The 19,180-nt window shown below is 63.4% G+C and carries 12 protein-coding genes; 3 read left to right on the top strand and 9 right to left on the bottom strand.

What is annotated here, in order from left to right:
- Positions 1-2: 2 nt before the first annotated feature.
- The 9 genes from KO538_RS12225 to KO538_RS12185 form a co-directional block, all read right to left on the bottom strand.
- The gene (locus KO538_RS12225) at positions 3-3,272 is read right to left on the bottom strand and encodes a type VI secretion system Vgr family protein (protein ID WP_219328443.1); all 3,270 of its coding nucleotides are present in this window, start codon (positions 3,270-3,272) and stop codon (positions 3-5) included.
- Between the two features lie 135 nt (positions 3,273-3,407).
- Entirely contained in the window at positions 3,408-6,080 is a 2,673-nt protein-coding gene (gene tssH / locus KO538_RS12220) for a type VI secretion system ATPase TssH (RefSeq protein ID WP_219328442.1), read from the bottom strand.
- Between the two features lie 45 nt (positions 6,081-6,125).
- A complete protein-coding gene (gene tssG, locus KO538_RS12215) occupies positions 6,126-7,220 on the bottom strand; it encodes a type VI secretion system baseplate subunit TssG (RefSeq protein ID WP_072453894.1) in 1,095 nt (364 codons plus the stop codon).
- Positions 7,184-9,028, bottom strand: coding sequence for a type VI secretion system baseplate subunit TssF (tssF, locus tag KO538_RS12210; protein WP_219328441.1), 1,845 nt, complete (start codon positions 9,026-9,028; stop codon positions 7,184-7,186). Before tssF ends, tssG begins: the two co-directional genes overlap by 37 nt.
- A gap of 2 nt (positions 9,029-9,030) precedes the next feature.
- Positions 9,031-9,519, bottom strand: coding sequence for a type VI secretion system baseplate subunit TssE (gene tssE, locus KO538_RS12205; protein ID WP_034752188.1), 489 nt, complete (start codon positions 9,517-9,519; stop codon positions 9,031-9,033).
- A 146-nt stretch (positions 9,520-9,665) separates the two neighbouring features.
- On the bottom strand, positions 9,666-10,157 hold the full coding sequence (locus tag KO538_RS12200) for a type VI secretion system tube protein Hcp (RefSeq protein WP_034752191.1): 492 nt from the start codon (positions 10,155-10,157) through the stop codon (positions 9,666-9,668).
- A 29-nt stretch (positions 10,158-10,186) separates the two neighbouring features.
- Positions 10,187-11,671 carry a type VI secretion system contractile sheath large subunit gene (gene tssC, locus KO538_RS12195; protein ID WP_128139552.1) on the bottom strand — a complete coding sequence of 495 codons (1,485 nt, stop codon included), beginning with the start codon at positions 11,669-11,671 and terminating at the stop codon, positions 10,187-10,189.
- 4 nt (positions 11,672-11,675) lie between these two features.
- Positions 11,676-12,185: a type VI secretion system contractile sheath small subunit gene (tssB, locus tag KO538_RS12190; protein WP_034752195.1), complete on the bottom strand. Its 510-nt coding sequence runs from the start codon at positions 12,183-12,185 to the stop codon at positions 11,676-11,678.
- A 69-nt stretch (positions 12,186-12,254) separates the two neighbouring features.
- Positions 12,255-12,836, bottom strand: coding sequence for a M48 family metallopeptidase (locus KO538_RS12185; RefSeq protein ID WP_257620308.1), 582 nt, complete (start codon positions 12,834-12,836; stop codon positions 12,255-12,257).
- A gap of 359 nt (positions 12,837-13,195) precedes the next feature.
- Between KO538_RS12185 and tssK the strand changes: the two genes are divergently transcribed.
- Genes tssK through KO538_RS12170 form a run of 3 tightly spaced genes read left to right on the top strand, consistent with a single transcriptional unit; the run spans position 13,196 to position 19,149 of the window.
- Complete coding sequence (tssK, locus tag KO538_RS12180; protein ID WP_219328440.1) at positions 13,196-14,542, top strand: type VI secretion system baseplate subunit TssK; 1,347 nt, start codon at positions 13,196-13,198, stop codon at positions 14,540-14,542.
- Between the two features lie 9 nt (positions 14,543-14,551).
- On the top strand, positions 14,552-15,331 hold the full coding sequence (gene icmH / locus KO538_RS12175) for a type IVB secretion system protein IcmH/DotU (RefSeq protein ID WP_219328439.1): 780 nt from the start codon (positions 14,552-14,554) through the stop codon (positions 15,329-15,331).
- Positions 15,331-19,149 carry a type VI secretion system Vgr family protein gene (locus KO538_RS12170; protein WP_219328438.1) on the top strand — a complete coding sequence of 1,273 codons (3,819 nt, stop codon included), beginning with the start codon at positions 15,331-15,333 and terminating at the stop codon, positions 19,147-19,149. The genes icmH and KO538_RS12170 overlap by 1 nt, the downstream gene beginning before the upstream one ends.
- Positions 19,150-19,180 lie beyond the last annotated feature (31 nt).

Below are 19,180 nucleotides of genomic sequence, written 5' to 3'. Positions count from 1 at the left end.
CATCAGACTTTCACCTTCGGCAGGATGTTTTTCAGGGTCAGCGAAGCCAGCGCTTCTTTCGCATAGCGCGCCTGCGGTGCCGCCGCCGCCTCGAAGATGGTGCCGTAGCGTCCGGCGCTGAAGTCCGCCGCCTGCATCGCATGGAACAGCTTGTCCTTGTCGCTCCAGTCGGGCGATTCGGTTTCCACGTTCAGCCGCACGCTGTGGCCCGGATACACGATCCATGTATGGTCCGGATTGCTCGCATAGACGGCGGCAAGTTTTTCTTCCTCTGCATCGCTGAGCTTGATATTCCCCGATGCATCGGTCTTACCCTGCGCCACCAGCTTGTCGTCGTCGATGAAATCCATGCCGTCGGGTTGCGCGCCATGGGCGATCTTCCACGGCGTGTGCGCCAGCGCATGGCCTTTCAGCCCCGGCGTATCGGCCAGGCGCAGCAAGAATTTCAAGGGCCGCAGCGCCAGCTCGGAACGCGGCAGGCGCGGCAGCGGATAGCCGAGTCCTGCCGGCCCCAGAAAACTCTTCTTGCCCGCAAACACGGTGATCTTGCCCGGGCACTGGATCGTGATATTGCCGCCCTCGATCGTGATGTTGGCGCCGCCCGCCGTCGACAGGCGGATGCTTTTCGCCGCCGCCCAGTCGACGTGCGCGTTGGCGCTGGCGACATTGACCTCTTCGCGCGCCTGCACCTTGATCTCGTCGGACTGGGCCTGCACCTCGATGGGCTGGCTGGCCGCCACCAACTGGACGCCCAGCTCGCCCTCGCCCGGCTTGACGACACCGCCCAGCATGCCGATCGCCTGGCCCGTGTGCAATCGCCATTGGCCGCCGCTGGCGAACTGCGTATCGAGCCCGCTCATCAATGTTGCCGTTTCGCCATTCGACAATTGCATATCCTGGCCGGCCACCACGCCCAGGCCCGCCTTGGCCGCCACCGCGATGATGGCGTCGCTGCTGTGCGGCAGCTTGTCGTCGGCCGGCGCCGTGGGTTTACCAGCCGCGTCACTCCTGGCGGCCGCCACGCTGTCGCGGCTCAGCATGCCCGAGGCACTGGTCAAGAATGCCGGCAACGGCGCGGCCTTGGCATCGAGCACACTGCTGCCGGGCGCCGTCGCCCCCAGGTGCGCCGCATAGGCCACCCCCTGGTGCGTGACGGCCGCCTCGCTGAAAGTCTCGCCCAGCTTGGCCGCCTGCTTGAGCAGCGCCATGCCGGGCGCATTGTCGCCGGCCGGGTCGCGTGCGCCGGCGCCATGGTTGAGCACATAGCTGGACACCAGCAGCCCGGCGCCCGCCCGCACCGCGCCATACGCATCGGTGCGCAGCTCGGCGCCCGCGCCGCGCAGGCTGCCCCGGTAATTGTCGGCCCCATGGATCAGGTGGCCAAGAGTGAGTTCGCTGGCCGCATGGCTGCTTTTCAGCTGAACCCGGCCCTGGCTGTCGGTGTCGTCAAACAGCAGCTGGTTGTAGCCCGCCGCTCCTCCCGCCTTGCCGAACTCCTTGCTGCGGATACCCCATTGCGCGCTGGCATTGCGGTGCGCCGCGCTGGCCCCTGCGGCGCCATGCCACAAGGGACTGTTGCCGCCCGCCACATTGCCCTGGCCCGCTACCGCGTGATCGTGTGCCGGCTGGAACACGCCGGCGTCGCCAGGCTCGCCACCGATGCCGCCCGGGGTCGGCTTGGTACCGCCCTCGCCCTGACCGTTGTACAGCGCGCCGACGATGACGGGCCGGTCGATATCGTTTTCCAAAAATTGCACCAGCACTTCCTGGCCGATGCGCGGCAGGAACTGGCTGCCCATGCCGCCGCCAGCCGCGCGCTGCGCCACGCGCACCCAGCAGGTCGCGGCCGTTTCCTGTTGCCAGTGAAAGCGGATGCGCACCCGGCCCAGCCTGTCGCAATAGATTTCATCGGCGCCGCTGGCCGCGTCCTGGCCATCGGCGCCCACGACGATGGCGCTCTGGCTGCCCAGGGCCGTCGGCGTGGCATGCTGGCGCGCATCGTTGCCATCCTGCAGCGGACGCCACGGCGTGCTTGCTGTGATCATCTCGATGCAGTTGGCGTAACCGCTGGCTTGCGCCTGGGTGATCGCGGCGGCGACATCGGGAAAACCGTCGCCCCACTGCGCCACGGTTTCCTCCAGCAATTCCGGTATCGGGCCGAACAGTTCCGCCAATCCCTCCAGTGCCGGCGCCGGCAGGTTGTTGACGCCGATGCTGGCCACGCGCAGCACGACATATTCGGACGCGGCGCCATCGGCGGGCGGTAACGGACCCTGCGTCAGGGTAAAACGCGTGCCGGCGCGCAAGGTGCGCACGGTCGAGCGCGCCTGCCACAGCTGGGCGCGCGCTTCATGGGCCTGCATCTGCAACTGCGCGTAACGCTGCGCCTGGGCGGCGCTGGCGTACCAGTACTGGCCCGGCGTATCGTAGCTTTCCAGCATCGGCGCATTCTTGCCGCCGAGCACCGTGTTGGTCGGCACGCTGGCGGCCACGGCCTTTTTCGCCTTGTAGTCATAGCTGAGTACGCTGCTCAAGCCCACTTGCAGGCTGCGCCGCGCGCTCAAGGCCTGCACGCTGTCGCCCGGCTCGCCGACGCGCGCGCCATGAAAGCGCAAGCCGCCGCCTTGCGCGCTGCTGGCGTCCTCGGGCGTGGCGCACACCTGGCTGCTGTCGGCAAAGACGACCATGGTCTGACCGTCAAACCGCCAGGCCAGCCCCTCTTCCGTCAGCAGGCGCTGCACGAAATCGTAGTCCGATTCGCGATACTGGCAGCAATAGCTGCGTTCGCCCGCTTCCTGCATGAATGACGCCACCTCGTCGCTCCAGCGCCACAGCGCGTACGGCGCATACGCCTGCAAGACCTCGTCGACGATGGCCGTCACGCTCCGATCTTGCCAGACGCGGCTGTTACGCGCCTGGGTCAGCAGCCACAGCCATGGGGTGATACGCAGCCGGTAGCGCGCCAGGCCGCCATTGCTGCCCAACGTGGCGGCGGCGCTGATATAGCCGGAAAATGGGGTGCGCGTGCCGTCCGCCAGACTGATATGCAGGCTGGCAGGCTGGCCCAGCAGCGACGCCAGCGCCACATGGGCGCTGGTGGACAAGGCGATGATGTCGCGCGCACCGACCTCCTGCAGCCGCTCGTCGGCGGCAAAGGCTTCGACCAGCAAGCCGCTGTCCGCGTCCTCGCCGTAGGTCAACTCGTACAGCCGCGTGGCGCTCGTGAAAGCAGCCAGCGCGTCAGCAATCTTGTCGGTCGAGGTGGATGACATGCGCTTCCCGTCAGTCGTTTACCAAATTTTGCATATTTAACAATTATTGTAGCGAGGAATTTATATCGCCGGAGCGCGATTGAAACCGGGTGAACAGATTGCGCCCCTCCTCTCCACGCACCATGGCGGCAGTGCCTACTTGATGGTGTACTTGAACTGCCCCTGCTTGCTGGCGCTGACCTTGATTTTCGTAATCGCTGCGCCTTCGGCCATTTTGGCCAGCACCGACTCGGCGATCTCGGGCAGCACCGTGCCGTTGAGGATATTGTCGACATTGCGCGCGCCTGAATCGACTTCGGTGCAGCGCGCCAGCACGGCCTCGACCAGCGCCTCGTCGTGGCTGAATTCGGCCTTGTGATTGGCCGCGATGCGCTGGGCGATCTTGCCCAGTTTCAGGCCGATGATATTGACCAGCACGTCGTCCGAGATCGGATAGAACGGGATCACTTTCAAGCGTCCCAAAAAGGCCGGCTTGAAGGTTTTCATCAGTTGCGGGCGAAGCTTTTCCTCCAGCTGCTCCGGCGTCGGCAGGTCTGGCGCCGCCACATTCAGGCAGGCTTGCATCAGGATGCTCGAGCCGACGTTCGAGGTGAGAATGATGATGGTGTTTTTAAAGTCGATCTCGCGCCCTTCGGCATCCTCCATCACGCCCTTGTCGAAGACCTGGAAGAACAGCTCGAGCACGTCCGGGTGGGCTTTTTCCACTTCGTCGAGCAGCACCACGCTGTAAGGGTTGCGCCGCACGGCCTCGGTCAGCACGCCGCCTTCGCCATAGCCGACATAGCCGGGCGGCGAGCCTTTCAGGCCTGACACGCTGTGCGCTTCCTGGTATTCACTCATGTTGATGGTGATCAGCTTGCGTTCGCCGCCATACAGCACATCGGCCAGCGCCAGCGCCGTTTCCGTCTTGCCCACGCCGGACGGGCCGACGAACAGGAACACGCCCTTCGGCTTGTTCGGATCGTCCAGGTTGGCGCGCGAGGTACGCACGCGCTGCGCCACCGCTTCGATCGCATGCGACTGGCCCAGCACGCGCTCTTCCAGCATGTCCTTCAGTTTGAGCACCGTACGGATTTCATCCTTGACCATTTTTCCCAGCGGGATGCCGGTCCAGCCGGCGACGATTTCCGCCACCACGTGGCCGTCGACCTGCACCGGCACCATCGGTGTTTCGCCCTGCAGCGCGCGCAAGTCCTTGAGCAGGGCCTGCAGATCGCCGGCCTGGCTGGCGTCCGGTTTGACGCCGGCGCTTTCCAGGTCCTGGCGCGCCGCCCTGACTTTTCCGGTCAGCGTCTTTTCGTTTTCCCAGCGCGCGGCCAGCGCCGCATGCTCGCCGGCGGCGCTGCTGCGCTGCTCACGCAAGTCTTTCAGACGCACCGGGTGGTTGCCGCCGCTCTTTTCCTCGCGCTCGAGCGTGGCGACTTCGGCGTCGATGCGGTCGAGCTTTTTGACCAGGTTTTCCAGCAGGGCCGGCGTCGCGTTCTGGCCCAGCGCCACCTTGGCGCAGGCCGTATCGAGCACGCTGATGGCCTTGTCGGGCAGCTGGCGTCCCATGATGTAGCGGTGCGACAGCCTTACCGCTTCGGTGATGGCTTCGTCATAGATGCGCACATTGAAATGCTTTTCCATCAGCGGCGCCATGCCGCGCAACATGGCGCAGGCCAGTTCCTCGCTCGGCTCCTCGATCTTGACGACCTGGAAGCGGCGCGCCAGCGCGGCGTCCTTTTCAAAATACTTCTTGTATTCACCCCAGGTGGTGGCGGCAATCGTGCGCAGCTCGCCGCGCGCCAATGCCGGCTTGAGCAGGTTGGCCGCGTCGTTCTGGCCGGCCGTGCCGCCGGCGCCGATCATGGTGTGCGCTTCGTCGATGAACAGGATGATGGCGTGCGGGCTTTTCTTGACTTCGTCGATGACGTTTTTCAGGCGGTTCTCGAACTCGCCCTTGACGCTGGCGCCGGCCTGCAGCAGGCCCATGTCCAGCGTATGGATCTCGACACCCTTCAACACATCGGGCACGTCGTCCTGCGCGATGCGCAGGGCCAGCCCTTCGACCACGGCCGTCTTGCCCACGCCCGCCTCGCCCGTCAGGATAGGATTGTTCTGGCGCCGCCGCATCAGGATATCGATGGCCTGGCGGATCTCCGCATCGCGGCCGATCACCGGATCGACCTTGCCGTCGCGCGCGCGCGCCGTCAGGTTGGTGGTGAACTGGTCCAGCGCCGGAGTTTTCGACGCGGCCGCGCGCCCTGCCAGTTCGCCGACGGGGTCTCCTCCTCCCTCGCCGCCCTCGCCAGCCTCGCCATCTGCAGCCGAAGCGCCTGCCGCCTCCTGCGAGCCTTGCGTGATCTTGTCGAGGTTATGCTTCAAGTCGTCGAGCTTGAATTTGTTGAACAGTTTCGAGCCCCGGTAAGCCAGCTGCGCCAATTCAGGGTCGGTCAGCAGCGCCTGCAGCAGATGCGCACTGCGGATGCTGGCCTGGCGGCCCGCCTGCACGTCGAGCGACGCGATCAGCCAGGCGTTTTCAAACAGCTTCGGCAGCCGGGGCGAAAACACGGGGGTGCGCGCATTGCCGGTCTGCAGGCGCGCCACTTCGGCCTGCAAGTCCGCTTCGAGCATGCTGACGCTGATGCCGCTGTGGCGGGCGATCAGCGCAAAGTCGCTGGCCGGCTGTTCCAGCAGGGCCAGGAACAGGTGTTCCAGGTCGACCTCGTATTGTCCGAGGCCGACGCAAATGCCGGCGGCGCGGGTGGCGGCGGTACGGCTGGTGTCATTGAGCTTGCTGATCAGCGTCTTGAGGTTGATGCTCATGGGGCAAAGGTCCTTGTGTGGAAACGGATAAAAAAGAAAGATAGTTCATGCCAGCGTATGCAGTTCGTAGCGCACGTCGCCACGGTCCTGCGCGGCGCCGGCGGTGATCAGGAAACTGTCCCAGCCCAGCCGCCCGCCGCTGCGCGGCTGCTCCAGGGTGACGCCATGCACATCCTCGGCGCGCAGCACCAGCTGCACTTCGTATTCGAGGCACAGGCCGGTAAACATGGTGAGCATTTTTTCCAGCGCGCGCGCGGCCGCCCCGCCCGGCAAAAAGGCGTCAAAATGGGCGCGCGCCAGCGGCCCGACCACCAGGCGCATGCGCAAATCGCGCTGCCAGACGCGCGCGCCGACCAGCGCCGTCGAACCCAGCATCGCGTTCATGCCACCGAGGCTGCTTTGCTGGTCGCGCGGCACGTCGTACCAGCAGCCGACAAACTGGGTCACCTTGATGCTCTGGCCGAAATACGCGGACAATACCTGGCCGATCGCCACCGCCGATGGCGGCCGGTGCCGCATGGCCGCGACAAAAAATCCCACCGACTCGTCGAGGACGCCATCGCCATCGTCGTACAGGCGCTGGCATAGCGACGCATGGCCCAGGCCTGCCAGCGACAGCAGCAGCGGCAGGAATTTGTCCCTGCCATCGAGCTGGTATTTGAGTTCCAGGCGGTACTTGCGCCACGCTTCGTAGAACAGCGCCAGCGCGCGGCTGGAAAAAGTGTCGAGAAAAGCACGCGGTCCTTCGTCCTTTTCATACAGCTGGTGCGCGGCGATGCGTTCCGTGTAATGGGCGGGCAGCGCGCCGGCCACGCCGAGAAAGCCCATGAAGGCCGGCGTGATGCGCACGTATTTCAGTCCGCCGCCCCGCACGGCCTCACCCAGCGCGCGCATGTCGGCCGCCAGGGCGCCCAGCTCGCGCGGTTCGGCCTGCACGGCTTCAAGCTGGCTGGGCGCGAAATTGAGCGACACCGAATTTTGAAAGCGCAGGTAGTTGGCCACCGCGCCCTCGCGCGCCATGCCGTTGCGAACCAGCCAGATTTCGAGCATGCGCACTGCCTGGAAGTACTGGAAGCGGTAAGGCTCGGCGAACAGGCGCTCGATTACACTAGGCTCAAATCGCCGCTGCGTGGTTTGCATCGCAACAACTCCTCTCCCGATTTTTTCGACAGCACCACCAGTTGCGTGAAACTGTTGGCATGCACGTACAGGCCGAGAAAACACTCGACGATATGGGCAAACGCATGGATGCCGCTGCCCACGAAAGCTTCCTCGTCGAGCGTCAGCCGCACTTCGAGGCCGCGCACCAGACAGGCGAAGGGATTGCCGGGCAGCCAGGCGTTGGCCGCCTTGTGGTCGATCCCGGCAATGCCGCTGATCTGCCGTTGCGAGGCCGCCGAGCGGGGCAAGTCATACAGGGTCAGCATCTCCTGGAACGCTTCCAGGCCGCTGCCCGACAGCGACAGATGGTTCAGCGACAGGTGCGAGATCAGGCGCCAGTGCGCGCCGCGGCCCCGCTCGAAGCGGTGCGATTCGGTCGGTTTGCGCAGGAAGTGGATGCTGCGCACGCTCGATCCGCCTTCCAGGAACAGGTCGCCGCCGCGCAGGCCATAGGTGAGTTGCGCCGGCAAGTCGCGGTTGGTGCAGCTCAACTCGAGGCTCAGGGTATCGGTTTCGATCGCGGCCGGGTCGAAATCGATGTCGACGATGGAAATCTCGGTCTCGTAGCCGGGGCTTTTTTCGCTGACGGTGTCATCGCGCCGCATCACCCAGTAATGCCCGTCCTTGGCCGGCATCTGGCCGTGGCGCAGCGAATAGAACGGGCGAAATTCGGTGACCGACTCCCCTTGCGGCGTCTGGCGCACCAGCTTGACCGATTCGATGGCCTGCACCTCGAAGGCATAGGCGCGGCGCGCATCGGCCAGCACCGGATAGCTGGCGGCCGTGTGCGTCAGCCGGATCGGCTCGCCGCGCTGGCGGAACAGGTTGACCACCGGCGTGCAGCCCAGCAGCAGGTTATTGGTCGTCATGGTGCCCAGCATGCGCGCCGTATTCGAATCGGTGCGCAGGCCGGCCAGGGCCAGGTGCAAGGTGATGCGCCGGCAGCCGGACGGCAGCGGCGCGCACAGCGCGGCCAGGTCGATGTCGAAAAAATTGAATTTTTCGGGAAAGCAGAAATATTCGGTCAGCAGCCGGTAGGCCGGATGCGAACGGGCCGAAAACGGGATCAGCGCATCGTCCTCGGCATAGCCTGCGGTGCTGACGGGAACCTGCGCCAGCGCGTTCCAGCGGCCGCCGTCGTCCGCTTCCACATAGGCCTTGACCGTGCGCATGAACAGCGCGTCGCGCAGCGCAGCGCAAAACGACGGCTCGCCGTCGATGAACACGCGCAGCTTTCTGACGCCCAGTTGCGCCAGGCTGATCTGATCGGCGGTCGCTTCGAGGACGATGCTGACGCTGGAAGTGGCGTTTGGTGGCAGTTGCACCTGCTCGGGCGCGTCGATGATGGCGGCAAACGCCGCATGCGTCAGCGCCAGCGGCGCCACGGTGACCGGATACGCGGTGCGGAAGGTGCATGCGACGCCCTTGACGGGGCGTGTCGCCAGCTCGGTGCCGCGCGCGATCTCGGTGGCGGCCGTCAGCTGCGCCGCCGCGCCGCTGTAGTCGAGGCGCGCGATCGAGCACGAAGGAAATGGCCGCAGGTAATGCGGATACAGTACCTCGAACAGCGCCTCGGTGAATTCCGGGTAGTCGTCATCGAGGCGTTTCGAGATGCGCGAATTGAGCAGCGCGAAGGACTGGATCATGCGCTCGATATGCGGGTCTTCGCAGACTTCGCCGCCGATCAGCAGCCGTCCCGCGATCTTCGGGTAGCGCTCGGAAAACTCGCGCGAATAGCGGCGCAGGAAACCCAGTTCACGTTCGTAGTACGGCAATAATTCTTCCAAGTTCAGGCTCCTTGCGCCGTACGGCGCGCCTTGCTGATCGTGTAATGCAGGCTGGACGGCTGCAGGATGGCGTCGAAGTTGACAGGTTCCTGGGCCGAGTGCACCACCAGTAGCGCGGTAATGGCGAAATTGAGGCGGTTGATCGAGCCTTCCTGGATTTCCAGCGAAGCGCGCACGCTGCGCAGGCGCGGTTCATGGCGCGCGATGGCTTTTTCCAGGCACTGGCAGATATACGCGCGGTCGTCGGAACTCGACAAGCTCAGACCGGCGAAATCATTGAGGCCGTAGGTGACGATCGAACGGCCGCATTCGGGAAATTTTTTCAGCAGCGCCTCCGGTATCACGGTGCGCGTGTTGAGCAGCGCCTCCAGGTCGCGTGCCACGGTATCTTTCAAATCCTCCAGCGACAGGCGCGAGACGGTGCTACTGGAAGCGCCCTGGACGGGCGTGTCCATCAGGCGGTCGAACAACCCCGGCGTAAAACCCTTCATCGGTATCCTGTCGTTGGCGGTGGGAAGGAACAAAAGGGCGGCCTGCGGCGGCCCTTTGATTCAGAAGCATCAGTCACGCAGGCACAAGCCGGAGTCACCGTCGGCGGCTAGCCGGAACGGCGTCATCCGGCAAGGGCCGTTGTCGATCAAATCGTCTTGTTGGCCGACAGATCCCAACCGCCAGAGGTATTGCCGCCCGAGCCACCACCGACTTTTTGCTGCGTGTATTTCCACTTGACCTTGGAATACTTGATCGACACGTTCTCGCCGAGGATGTCGCCAGCGGCGACGGACGGCGCCACGCTGCTGATCAGCACGTTTTCCAGCTCGATCTCGAAATACTTGATGCGCTCGCCCTGGCCGTCGGCGCGCAGGAATTCGAACTTGGCTTTCGGGATCGTTTTACCGGATGAGCAATTTTGCAGCAGCAGAGGCGTGGCGAGGTCGGCCAGCTTGGCGACCACGATATCCTTGTGCTCGGTACGTTCGGCGGTATGGCCGCCGCCGGTCGATGCGGTGGCGGACTTCGGCTGCAGCACTTCCCACTGGACCGACTTGCATTCGATCCAATCTTTATGGGAGGTGTCGGTGGATTCGCCTTTGATACCATCAATTTGCAAGTAAACGTCGATTGCCATGTCATTCCTTTCGGTTGTTGATGAAAAAATCAGGATTTGGTCGATTGCGGCAGCTCCGCGACCAAACGGAGTGAAACGGACAGCTCATCGAGCTGGAAATGGGGACGCAGGAAGGAAATGGCGCGGTAGACGCCGGGACGGCCCGGCACTTCCGACACCTGCACCGACGCTTCGCGCAGCGGGAACTGGGCCTTCTGCTCCTGGCTGGCGTTATCGTCGAGCAGCACGTATTGCATCAGCCAGCGGTTGAGGAAATCTTCGACGTTGGACGCGGCGGCAAAGCTGCCGATCTTGTCGCGCATCATTGCCTTCATGTAATGGGCGATGCGCGAGACGGCAAAGATGTATTGCAGCTGCGACGACAGCACCGCATTCGCATTGGCGGAATCGGTGTTGTATTTCTTGGCCTTCTGCGTCGACTGGGCACCGAAAAACGCCGCGTAATCGGTGTTTTTGCAATGCACCAGCGAAATGAAACCCAGGTCGCTCAACTCTTTTTCACGCCGGTCGGTAATCGCGATCTCGGTCGGGCATTTCAGCGCCACTTCGCCTTCGTCGGTCTTGAAGGTATGCGTCGGCAAGTCTTCGACCAGGCCGCCGCCTTCCACGCCGCGGATCGCCGCGCACCAGCCGTAGTCGTCGAAAGCCGCCGTCAGCTTGGCGCCGAAGGCATAGGCGGCATTGCACCACAGGTATTTCTGGTGGTTGGTGCCATCGACGTCCTCGACGAAATTGAAACCGTCGACGGTGGCGCCATCGGCCGGGTTGAACGGCAGCCGCCCCAGGTAGCGCGGCAGCGTGAGGCCGACGTAGCGCGCATCTTCCGATTCGCGGAACGACTTCCACTTCGCGTATTCGACCGTGTCGAACACCTTGGCCAGGTCGCGTGGTTTGCCGAGGTCGGCATAGCTTTCAAGACCGAACAGTTCGGGCGATGCGGCCGAAATGAAGGGTGCGTGGGCCGCAGCGGCCACATGCGACATCTGTTCGAGGAAATACATGTCCTCGGGCTGGCGCGTAAACTCGAAGTCGCCCAGCAGCGCGCCGAACGGAGCGCCGCCGAAAGTGCCGAACTCTTCCTCATACACTTTTTTGAACATGGTCGACTGGTCGAATTCCAGCGCGCTCTGGAAATCGCGCACCAGCTCGCGCTTGGTGGCGTTGAGCAGCTTGATCTTCAGGTTGGTGCCGGTGGGCGTGTTGTCGACCAGGTGATGCAGGCCCGTCCAGCTGCTTTCCAGCTTCTGGAATTCGGGCGCATGCATGATGACGCTGAGCTGGCGTGAAATCAGTCTGTCCAGCTCGGCAACGCGCGCATCGATGGTGGCCGCCAGGTTGTTCGACACCACCACGGTGCCCTCCATCACCTGGCTGACCAGTTCTGAAATCAGGTCCTTGGCGCGCGCATGCTCGACGCTGGATTTGGCAACCTTGCTTTGTTCGACGATCTGGTCGAGCAAGCCGATATCGGTGGTCGCGGCGGCGCCGGACGCGGGGGTCAGTTGAGCGGACATGGGATCAGTCTTTCTTGGCGGTGGATTGTTGTTCCAGCTGGGCCAGCTTCTCCGTGCTGTTGAGCACGTCGTTCAGGATATCTTCCAGTTTGTCGTTGCCGGCCAGCTTGTTGCGCAGGTCGGCCAGCTTGGTACGCGCTTCAAGCAGGCGGCGCAACGGTGCCACCTGTTCCACCACCGCCTCGGGACGGAAGTCGTTGAGCGACTTGAAGCGCAGGTCGACGCGCAGCTGGCCGCCCTCATCGCTGAGCTCGTTGGCTACGCCAAACGCCGCGCGCGGCTCGACACCCTTGAGCACTTCATCGAAATTGTCGCGGTCGATGCCGATGAACTTGCGGTCCTTCAGCCGTTTTTGCTCGACTTCGGAATTGCCGCCGAAGTCGCCCACGACGCCCATCACGAAGGGCAGTTCCTTGTTTTCAATCGCATCGCCGATTTCCACGTCATACGTCATCTGCACGCGTGGCGGCCGGACCTTTTGCAGGCGTTTTTGAACACTTTCTTTTTTTGACATGACACATCCCTTCACGAGTAATGGGCGGCATCCGCGATGCCCCTGGTAGATCGCCTTACTGCTTCAGCTTCACTTCAAACCATCGAAGGGATTGGCACTGCTGTCAGCAGTCTTGCTCTGTCCCTTGCGCTGCGAACGCACCGGCGGCTTGTCGCGTACCTGCGCTGCGGCCGGGGCCGGTACCAGCACGGTTTCGCCCAGGCTTTCGCGCAACAGCTTGGCCAGGTCCTGCGATTCGGTGCGCAGCGGGCCGGACAGATTATTCTGGCGGCTCAAGTCGGCCAATGCACGCGTCGACAGGCGCAGTCCGCTGATCGCAATGACGCTGTTGGCCAGCTTGTCGGCCGGGTCGCGCACCAGCACTTCCTGGGCATTGATGATGGCGTCGCCGTACTGGCCCGCCTCATAGCGGGTCTGCGCCATGCGTACCCATGGATTCTTATCGGCTGGAAATTCGACGGCGGCTTGTTTCCACAAACCCATGGCCGCTTCGTTGTTGCCCGAACTGGCGGCCTGGGTCGCCTTTGCCATCAGTTCGTCAAGCGAGGGCGGCGGCGGCGCCGACTTGACCGCAGGTGCGGTGCTGCAGGCGCTGAGCGTCAATGCGCAGGCAACAGCGGCAAAAAAATGCAATGTGAATTGGCGAGACATGGTCTGATTTCCCTCAAAAAAAAGATGACGCGGTCATTAAAAAACTTGCAATTTATAGTTGCTAAATTCGTATTTTTGCCGAGACTAACATGGATTTAATATTGACTCCGTTCAATAGAAAATACGCGAAAACTCACATTTCAACCGCCCGCAAAGGCAGGCACCATGCGGGAAACGTACCGTACGCACCTTTCTTCAAGATAATGTTAATGTTGTTGCAGTTGCGAAAAAAGCACATAATTTCCTATTGCAAAGATTGAATGATCGGACGCTCCGGCAACGCGCCGATCGCGCTTCAAAATAACCCGGGAGCGGCAGCGTTCTCCGCGCTTTTACTTCTTCGGAAAAAAGGGCAATCGATGAGCATTACAAGCAAATTGTTATGGGGTGAAGGTCTGTTTCTGCGCCCCCAGCACTTCCAGCAGCAAGACCAGTACCATGAGCATCGCCTGCACGAAAGCATCAAGGCGCTGCATCCCTACGCCTGGGGTGTCAACCACGTGCAGATCGACCGCGATGCGCTGAGCAATAACACGCTGCGGCTGCTGGAACTGTCGCTGGTGTTCCAGGACGGCGAAATCTACAACGCTCCCGGCGCCGATGAGTTGCCCGAGGCCCTGGACCTGAGCAAGCTGCTGCAATCGCAGCAAACCGTCACGTTCTATGCCGCCCTGCCCGCCTTCAAGCATTTCGGCGGCAACTTTGCCGCGCCCGACCAGCCCAACGGTGCGGCGCGCTACGGCCAGACCAACCTGGAAACGCCCGACCTGTACACCCATGCGGCGCAGGCCGAACTGGCCTACCTGCAAAAATCGCTGCGCCTGGTGGCCGAATCGGAACCGCGCGATTCGTATGTGAATTTTCCATTGCTGCGCCTGCGTCGCCTGTCGACCGGCGGCTTCGAGCCGGATCCGTCGTTCGTGCCGCCTAGCCTGTCGATCCGCAGCGCCCCGCTGCTGTTCCTGCAACTGCGCCGCCTGATCGATGCGCTGCAGGCAAAGGTCAACGCCCTGTACGGCCACCACCGCGAACCGAGCAAGAATGTGATCGAATTTCGCTCCGGCGACATGTCCTCGTTCTGGCTGCTGCACACGGCCAGTTCGGCGTTCGCCTCGCTCAGTCATTATTTCCATCATCCGGCGCTGCACCCGGAACGCCTGTACGAAGCACTGCTGGCGCTGGCCGGCGCGCTGATGACGTTCTCGAAAACCCATGCGCTGGCCGACCTGCCGGCCTACCAGCATTCCGATCCCGGGCCGTCGTTCGCACGCCTGCACGCGATCATCCGCGAACTGCTCGATACGGTGATCTCTTCAAAATATTTCGCCATTGCATTGACCGAGGTCAAGCCGTCTTACCATCACGGCAAGCTCGATTCGGGCAAGATCGACGACAAGACGGCGTTTTACCTGGGCGTCTCGGCCGATTTGCCGGGCGTGGAACTGGTGGACGTGGTGCCGCTGCGCTTCAAGATCGGCGCACCCGACGATGTGGAAAAATTCGTGCTGTCGGCCCTGCCCGGCGTGCGCCTGCAGCACACGCCGCAGGTGCCGGCCGCCGTGCCGGTGCGGCCCGATACCTATTACTTCACCATCGAGGCGAAGGGCCAGATGTACGACCGCATGCTGCAGGCCCAGTCGATTTCCATCTACGTTCCGTCCGGCATGCGGGATCTGAAACTTGAACTTGTCGCCATCACTTCCTGAAGATAAACGATGAATACAAACGCCCCCTCCCTGATGTCCGGCGGCTCCGCCGCTTACGCATCGAGCGTACCGGCCGGCCCGGGTACCGAACACACGCTGACGGACCTGATGTACGACGGTTTCTACGCGCTGTTCATGCTGAAAAACGGCAGCGGCCCGCAAGACAATGCCGACTTCATCAGAAAGATGACGCAGTTTCTCGACGAGTTCGGGCACGCGGCGAAAAAACATGCTGCCTCGGCCGATGATATCGATGCGGCCAAGTATGCATTTTGCGCGGCTGTCGATGAAATCATCCTGCGCTCGCCCTATGCCATCCGCGACGAGTGGGCGCGCCGCCCGCTGCAACTGGTGCTGTTCGGCGACCAGCTGGCCGGCGAGAACTTCTTCATCCGGCTTGAAGCGCTGCGCGCGCGCGGCAGCGCGCACCTGCAGGCGCTGGAAGTGTTCCACATGTGCCTGCTGCTGGGTTTCCAGGGTCGCTACATCCTCGAAGGCTCGGAAAAACTGGCCTACCTGACGGCCCGCCTGGGTGACGAGATCGCCCAGATGAAGGGCAAGAAGGCGGGCTTTGCGCCACATGCGGAACGCCCCGACCAGATCGCGCACAAGTTGCGCAACGACGTGCCGCTGTGGGTGCTGTGCTCGGTATTCGCGCTGATCTGCGCACTGGGCTACCTGGGCCTGCGCACCATGCTGGCCAAAAACACCGAACAGCAGATGAACGCCTACAGCGATATCGTCAAGCTGGCGCCGCGCACGGCCAACCTGACCATCACGTTGCCGTAATGAGCGGCCCGGCAACGACAGAAGCTCCTCAGGGCGTGTTCGGCACCGGCCTGTCGCAGCATGCGCGGCTGATCACGCTGGCCACGGCGCAGGAATCGAACCTGCCCGAATCGCTGATGGCCGAGCGCATGAGGGGCCGCGAGGCGGTCAACGAGCTGTTCCGCTTCGAGGTCGATGCCTTGAGCACGGCGGCGGGCCTGGACCTTGCCAGCTTTCTCGGTGAGGAAATCACGCTCAAGCTGCTGCAGCCCGACGGCAGCTGGCGCGCCTGGCACGGACTGTGCACCGACTGCGGCTTTGCCGGCGCCGACGGCGGCGTGGCGCGCTACCGGCTGCGCCTCGAGCCTGCCCTGGCCTTGCTGGGCTTGCGCCGCGACAGCTATATCTTCCAGGACAAGAATGCGCGCGACCTCATCACGGAGCTGCTCGCCGACTATCCGCAGGTGCGCTTCGAATTCGATGTCAGCCAGGAACTGACACCGCGCCCCGTCTGGACCCAATACCGCGAAAGCGACCTGGACTTCCTGACCCGCGTGCTCGCCTTAGAAGGCCTGAGCTGGCGCTTCGAGCACGAGCAAGACGATGGCGCGGCGCAACAAGGCGAACAACAGAACGCGCAGCAGGCCAAGCACAAGCTGGTGATTTTCGACAGCAAGGCAGTCGCGCCGCCGACGCCGGGCGTGGCTGGCTTGCGCTTTCACGGCGTGCGCGCCAGCGATACCGATGACGCCATCGACAGCTTCAGCGCGCGGCGCCAGGTGCGGGCCAATGCGGTCGGCATCAGCAGCTGGGACCCGCAGCAACTGGTGGCACCGGCCGCCGAACACAGCTCGAGCCTGCAGGCGGGCGAGCTGCCCCCCCTGCCCCTGTACGACGGCTCCGGCGAACGGCGCCATGCCGACAGTGCTGCCGCCGATCCGCACGGCTTGCGCATGCTGCAGGCACTGGAACTGGAGAACAAGCAGTTCACGGGCGCTGGCGCGGTGCGGCGCATGGCGGCCGGCCACGCCTTTGAGCTGCTGCAGCACGAACAGTATGCCGGTGGCGCCAACCAGTTCACCGTGCTCTGGGTCGAGCACGAGGCACGCAACAACCTGGGCCCGGCTGGCGGCGCGCTGACGACGCTCTTGTCGAAATTATCGACAGTGGCCAGCCTGGGCGATGTCGCCAGCCTGCTCGCCGGCCAGCTCGAGGCGGGCACCTACCGCAATACCTTCGCTTGCGCGCGTACCAGCGTGGCCATCGTGCCGCTCGCTACCGCCGCGCGCCAGGCCAGCAGCGCGCTGGGGCCGCAAACGGCGCTGGTGGTCGGCCTGCCCGACAGCGTGGCGACCACCGGGCGCGACCATCAGATACGCATCCAGTTTGCTTGGCAACGGGGCGCCGCCGCCAATCCCGGCGGCATGGCGCACAACACGGATCAGCAGGGCAACGCGCCCGGCAACGAAGTGTCAGGCACCTGGGTGCGCGTTGCCGAAGCCTTGGCTGGCCCGAACTGGGGTTCACAATTTACGCCGCGCATCGGCACCGAAGTGCTGGTCGACTTCATCGAAGGCGACATGGACCGTCCGCTGGTAGTGGCCCAGCTCTATACCGGCAGCGACGCGCCGCCCTATGCGGCCGGCGTCGATTCGGACGTCAATCACGCGGGCGTGATTTCCGGCATCCACAGCCACAATTTCGATGGCGGCGGCTATAACCAGTGGGTCATCGACGACACGCCGGGCCAGTTGCGCACCCGCCTGGCGACGAGCAGCGCGGCCACGCAGCTGAACCTCGGTTACCTGGTACAGCAAGGACCCAACACGGCGCAGCGCGGCAGTTACCGCGGCAGCGGCTTCGAACTGCGCACCGACGCCTGGACCGTACTGCGCGGCGGCGAAGGCGTGCTCATCTCGACCACAGCCCGCGCACAGACTGGCGCGGGCATTGCATCTACCCAGCTCGACACCACGGAAGCGTTGGCCCAGCTGAAAGGCGCGGCCGAACTGAACAAGTCGTTGGCCGAGGCCGCGCAACAACAAACCGCCCTGTTCAGCCAGGACGCGAAACAGGCCCAGCTGGACCTGATCAAGCAGATCGATCCCCAGCAAGATGGCAAATACCAGGCCAGCGTGGGCGGGCAGGAGGCGCTGAAGGCCAGCGCGGGCGAGCGCAAGCTGGCTGCCGACCAGCCGGTGGAAAAATTCGGCCAGCCGCTGGTCGTGATGGAAGCGCCCGCCAGCATCAACTGGGCTACGCCAGGCTCGACCGTACTATTTGCCGCCCAGCAGCTGCAGTGGACGACGCAGTCGGACTTGCACATGATGGCCGGCCACACTTATTCGTCCGTGTCGGCCAGTGCACATGGCTTGTTTAGCCACACCGGCGGCATCCAGGCGATTGCCGCCAACGGCCCCGTATCGCTGCAGGCGCATACGGGACAACTGGAAATCCTGGCCGACAAGGCCATTACCGTACTCTCGGTCAACGACTGCATCGACATCAAGGCCAATCAAAAGATCACGCTGCAGGCCGGGCAATCGTCGATCACGCTTGAAGGCGGCAATATCACGTTTACCTGTCCCGGCAATTTCACGGTCAAGGGCGGCCAGCACGTGCTCAACGGCGCCGCCAGCGCGGCCGGCGTGCTGCCGGCGCTGCCGGACACGCGCATCAAGCTGTTCGACGAAGGCTTTGTGCTGCGCGACCGCGACACGGGCGAACCGATGCCGCGCCAGCCCTACCGCATCAAGCGCGAAGATGGCAGCTATGAGAGCGGCATGACCGACGAAAAGGGCTTGACGCACGTGATTGCAGCGGCGGCCGCCGAGGCGCTGGTGATCGAGCTGCTGAAAACGATGGGCGGCCAGGGTTCGGCATCGGCACCGGCACCCGACCCTGCCCCCTCTACAGCGCCGGCGCCGGCGCCGGTACCAGGTTCGCCAGGGCAGCCGGCAGCCAGAACCAGCACCCCGCCGGAACCGAAATACAAGCCGGCAGGCGACTCCAGCACGACGCCGGTGGACAACAAGCGCCGCAAGGAAGTGCTGGTCAAGCTGCCGGCCTGCTGGATCGCGGACTATGAAAAGGAAATCGCCGGTCCCTCGTATGGCCGCTATGCCCAGCCTTACCAGCACGACGGCACGCCGCACAAATACAGGGACAAGATCTGGTTCAAGCTGTACGTGCCGGCAAAATCGGACGGTCCGGTGGTGGTGGAAGTGCGTTTCAAGGCCATCACGGTACTGGACGCTGCAGGACAGGCGCTGGAAGAGAGCGACAAGGGCACGGAATCGGCGGCGCTGCGCGTCAAGCAGCGCGCCTACGTGGTGGCGCTGGCGCAGAAAAACGCGACGGCCGGCATCGAAGGCAACTGGAACAACAAGTTCCGGCTTGAAATCAATGATCCGCAATGCGGACAAAAGGTGTTGCCCGTGGTTTTCCGCGTCCTCTGGGTTGACGAGAATCAGCACTACACGCTGCAGATCCACAAGCGCTATGACCGCGAAAACGTGACCGGCGACGTGATGAACGTGTCGCTGGCAACGGAACTGACCACGTATGCGCATGAATTCGGACATTGCGTCGGCATGCCCGACGAATACTCGTACACGGAGTTCGAAGAAACGGTACGCTATTTCAAGCCGGACGGCACACTCGACGCGCCCATCGTTTGCCACGTCAACGGCACCTCGCCGCAAGACCTGACGCAATCGATCATGTCGTATGCGGAAGGCGCGCTGATCCTGAAACGCCACGGCTGGAATATCGCGATTGAAGCGCAGGAATTATTGAGCAAAAAAATTGGCAGGAAAATACGATGCGATATTGTCTGAGCCTCCTTATCTATGCCATGCTGATGGCACT

This window comes from Janthinobacterium sp. NKUCC08_JDC, from assembly GCF_019345575.1.
Lineage (GTDB): Bacteria > Pseudomonadota > Gammaproteobacteria > Burkholderiales > Burkholderiaceae_D > Janthinobacterium > Janthinobacterium aestuarii.
Note: the sequence above shows the minus strand (reverse complement) of the source record. Positions and strands in the feature narration are given on the sequence as shown.

Coding starts and splice junctions, on each gene's coding strand:
- tssE (WP_034752188.1), bottom strand. CDS start 9,519: ATGAAGGGTTTTACGCCGGGGTTGTTCGACCGCCTGATGGACACGCCC.
- tssC (WP_128139552.1), bottom strand. CDS start 11,671: ATGTCCGCTCAACTGACCCCCGCGTCCGGCGCCGCCGCGACCACCGAT.
- tssH (WP_219328442.1), bottom strand. CDS start 6,080: ATGAGCATCAACCTCAAGACGCTGATCAGCAAGCTCAATGACACCAGC.
- KO538_RS12225 (WP_219328443.1), bottom strand. CDS start 3,272: ATGTCATCCACCTCGACCGACAAGATTGCTGACGCGCTGGCTGCTTTC.
- KO538_RS12170 (WP_219328438.1), top strand. CDS start 15,331: ATGAGCGGCCCGGCAACGACAGAAGCTCCTCAGGGCGTGTTCGGCACC.
- KO538_RS12185 (WP_257620308.1), bottom strand. CDS start 12,836: ATGTCTCGCCAATTCACATTGCATTTTTTTGCCGCTGTTGCCTGCGCA.
- icmH (WP_219328439.1), top strand. CDS start 14,552: ATGAATACAAACGCCCCCTCCCTGATGTCCGGCGGCTCCGCCGCTTAC.
- tssB (WP_034752195.1), bottom strand. CDS start 12,185: ATGTCAAAAAAAGAAAGTGTTCAAAAACGCCTGCAAAAGGTCCGGCCG.
- KO538_RS12200 (WP_034752191.1), bottom strand. CDS start 10,157: ATGGCAATCGACGTTTACTTGCAAATTGATGGTATCAAAGGCGAATCC.
- tssG (WP_072453894.1), bottom strand. CDS start 7,220: ATGCAAACCACGCAGCGGCGATTTGAGCCTAGTGTAATCGAGCGCCTG.
- tssK (WP_219328440.1), top strand. CDS start 13,196: ATGAGCATTACAAGCAAATTGTTATGGGGTGAAGGTCTGTTTCTGCGC.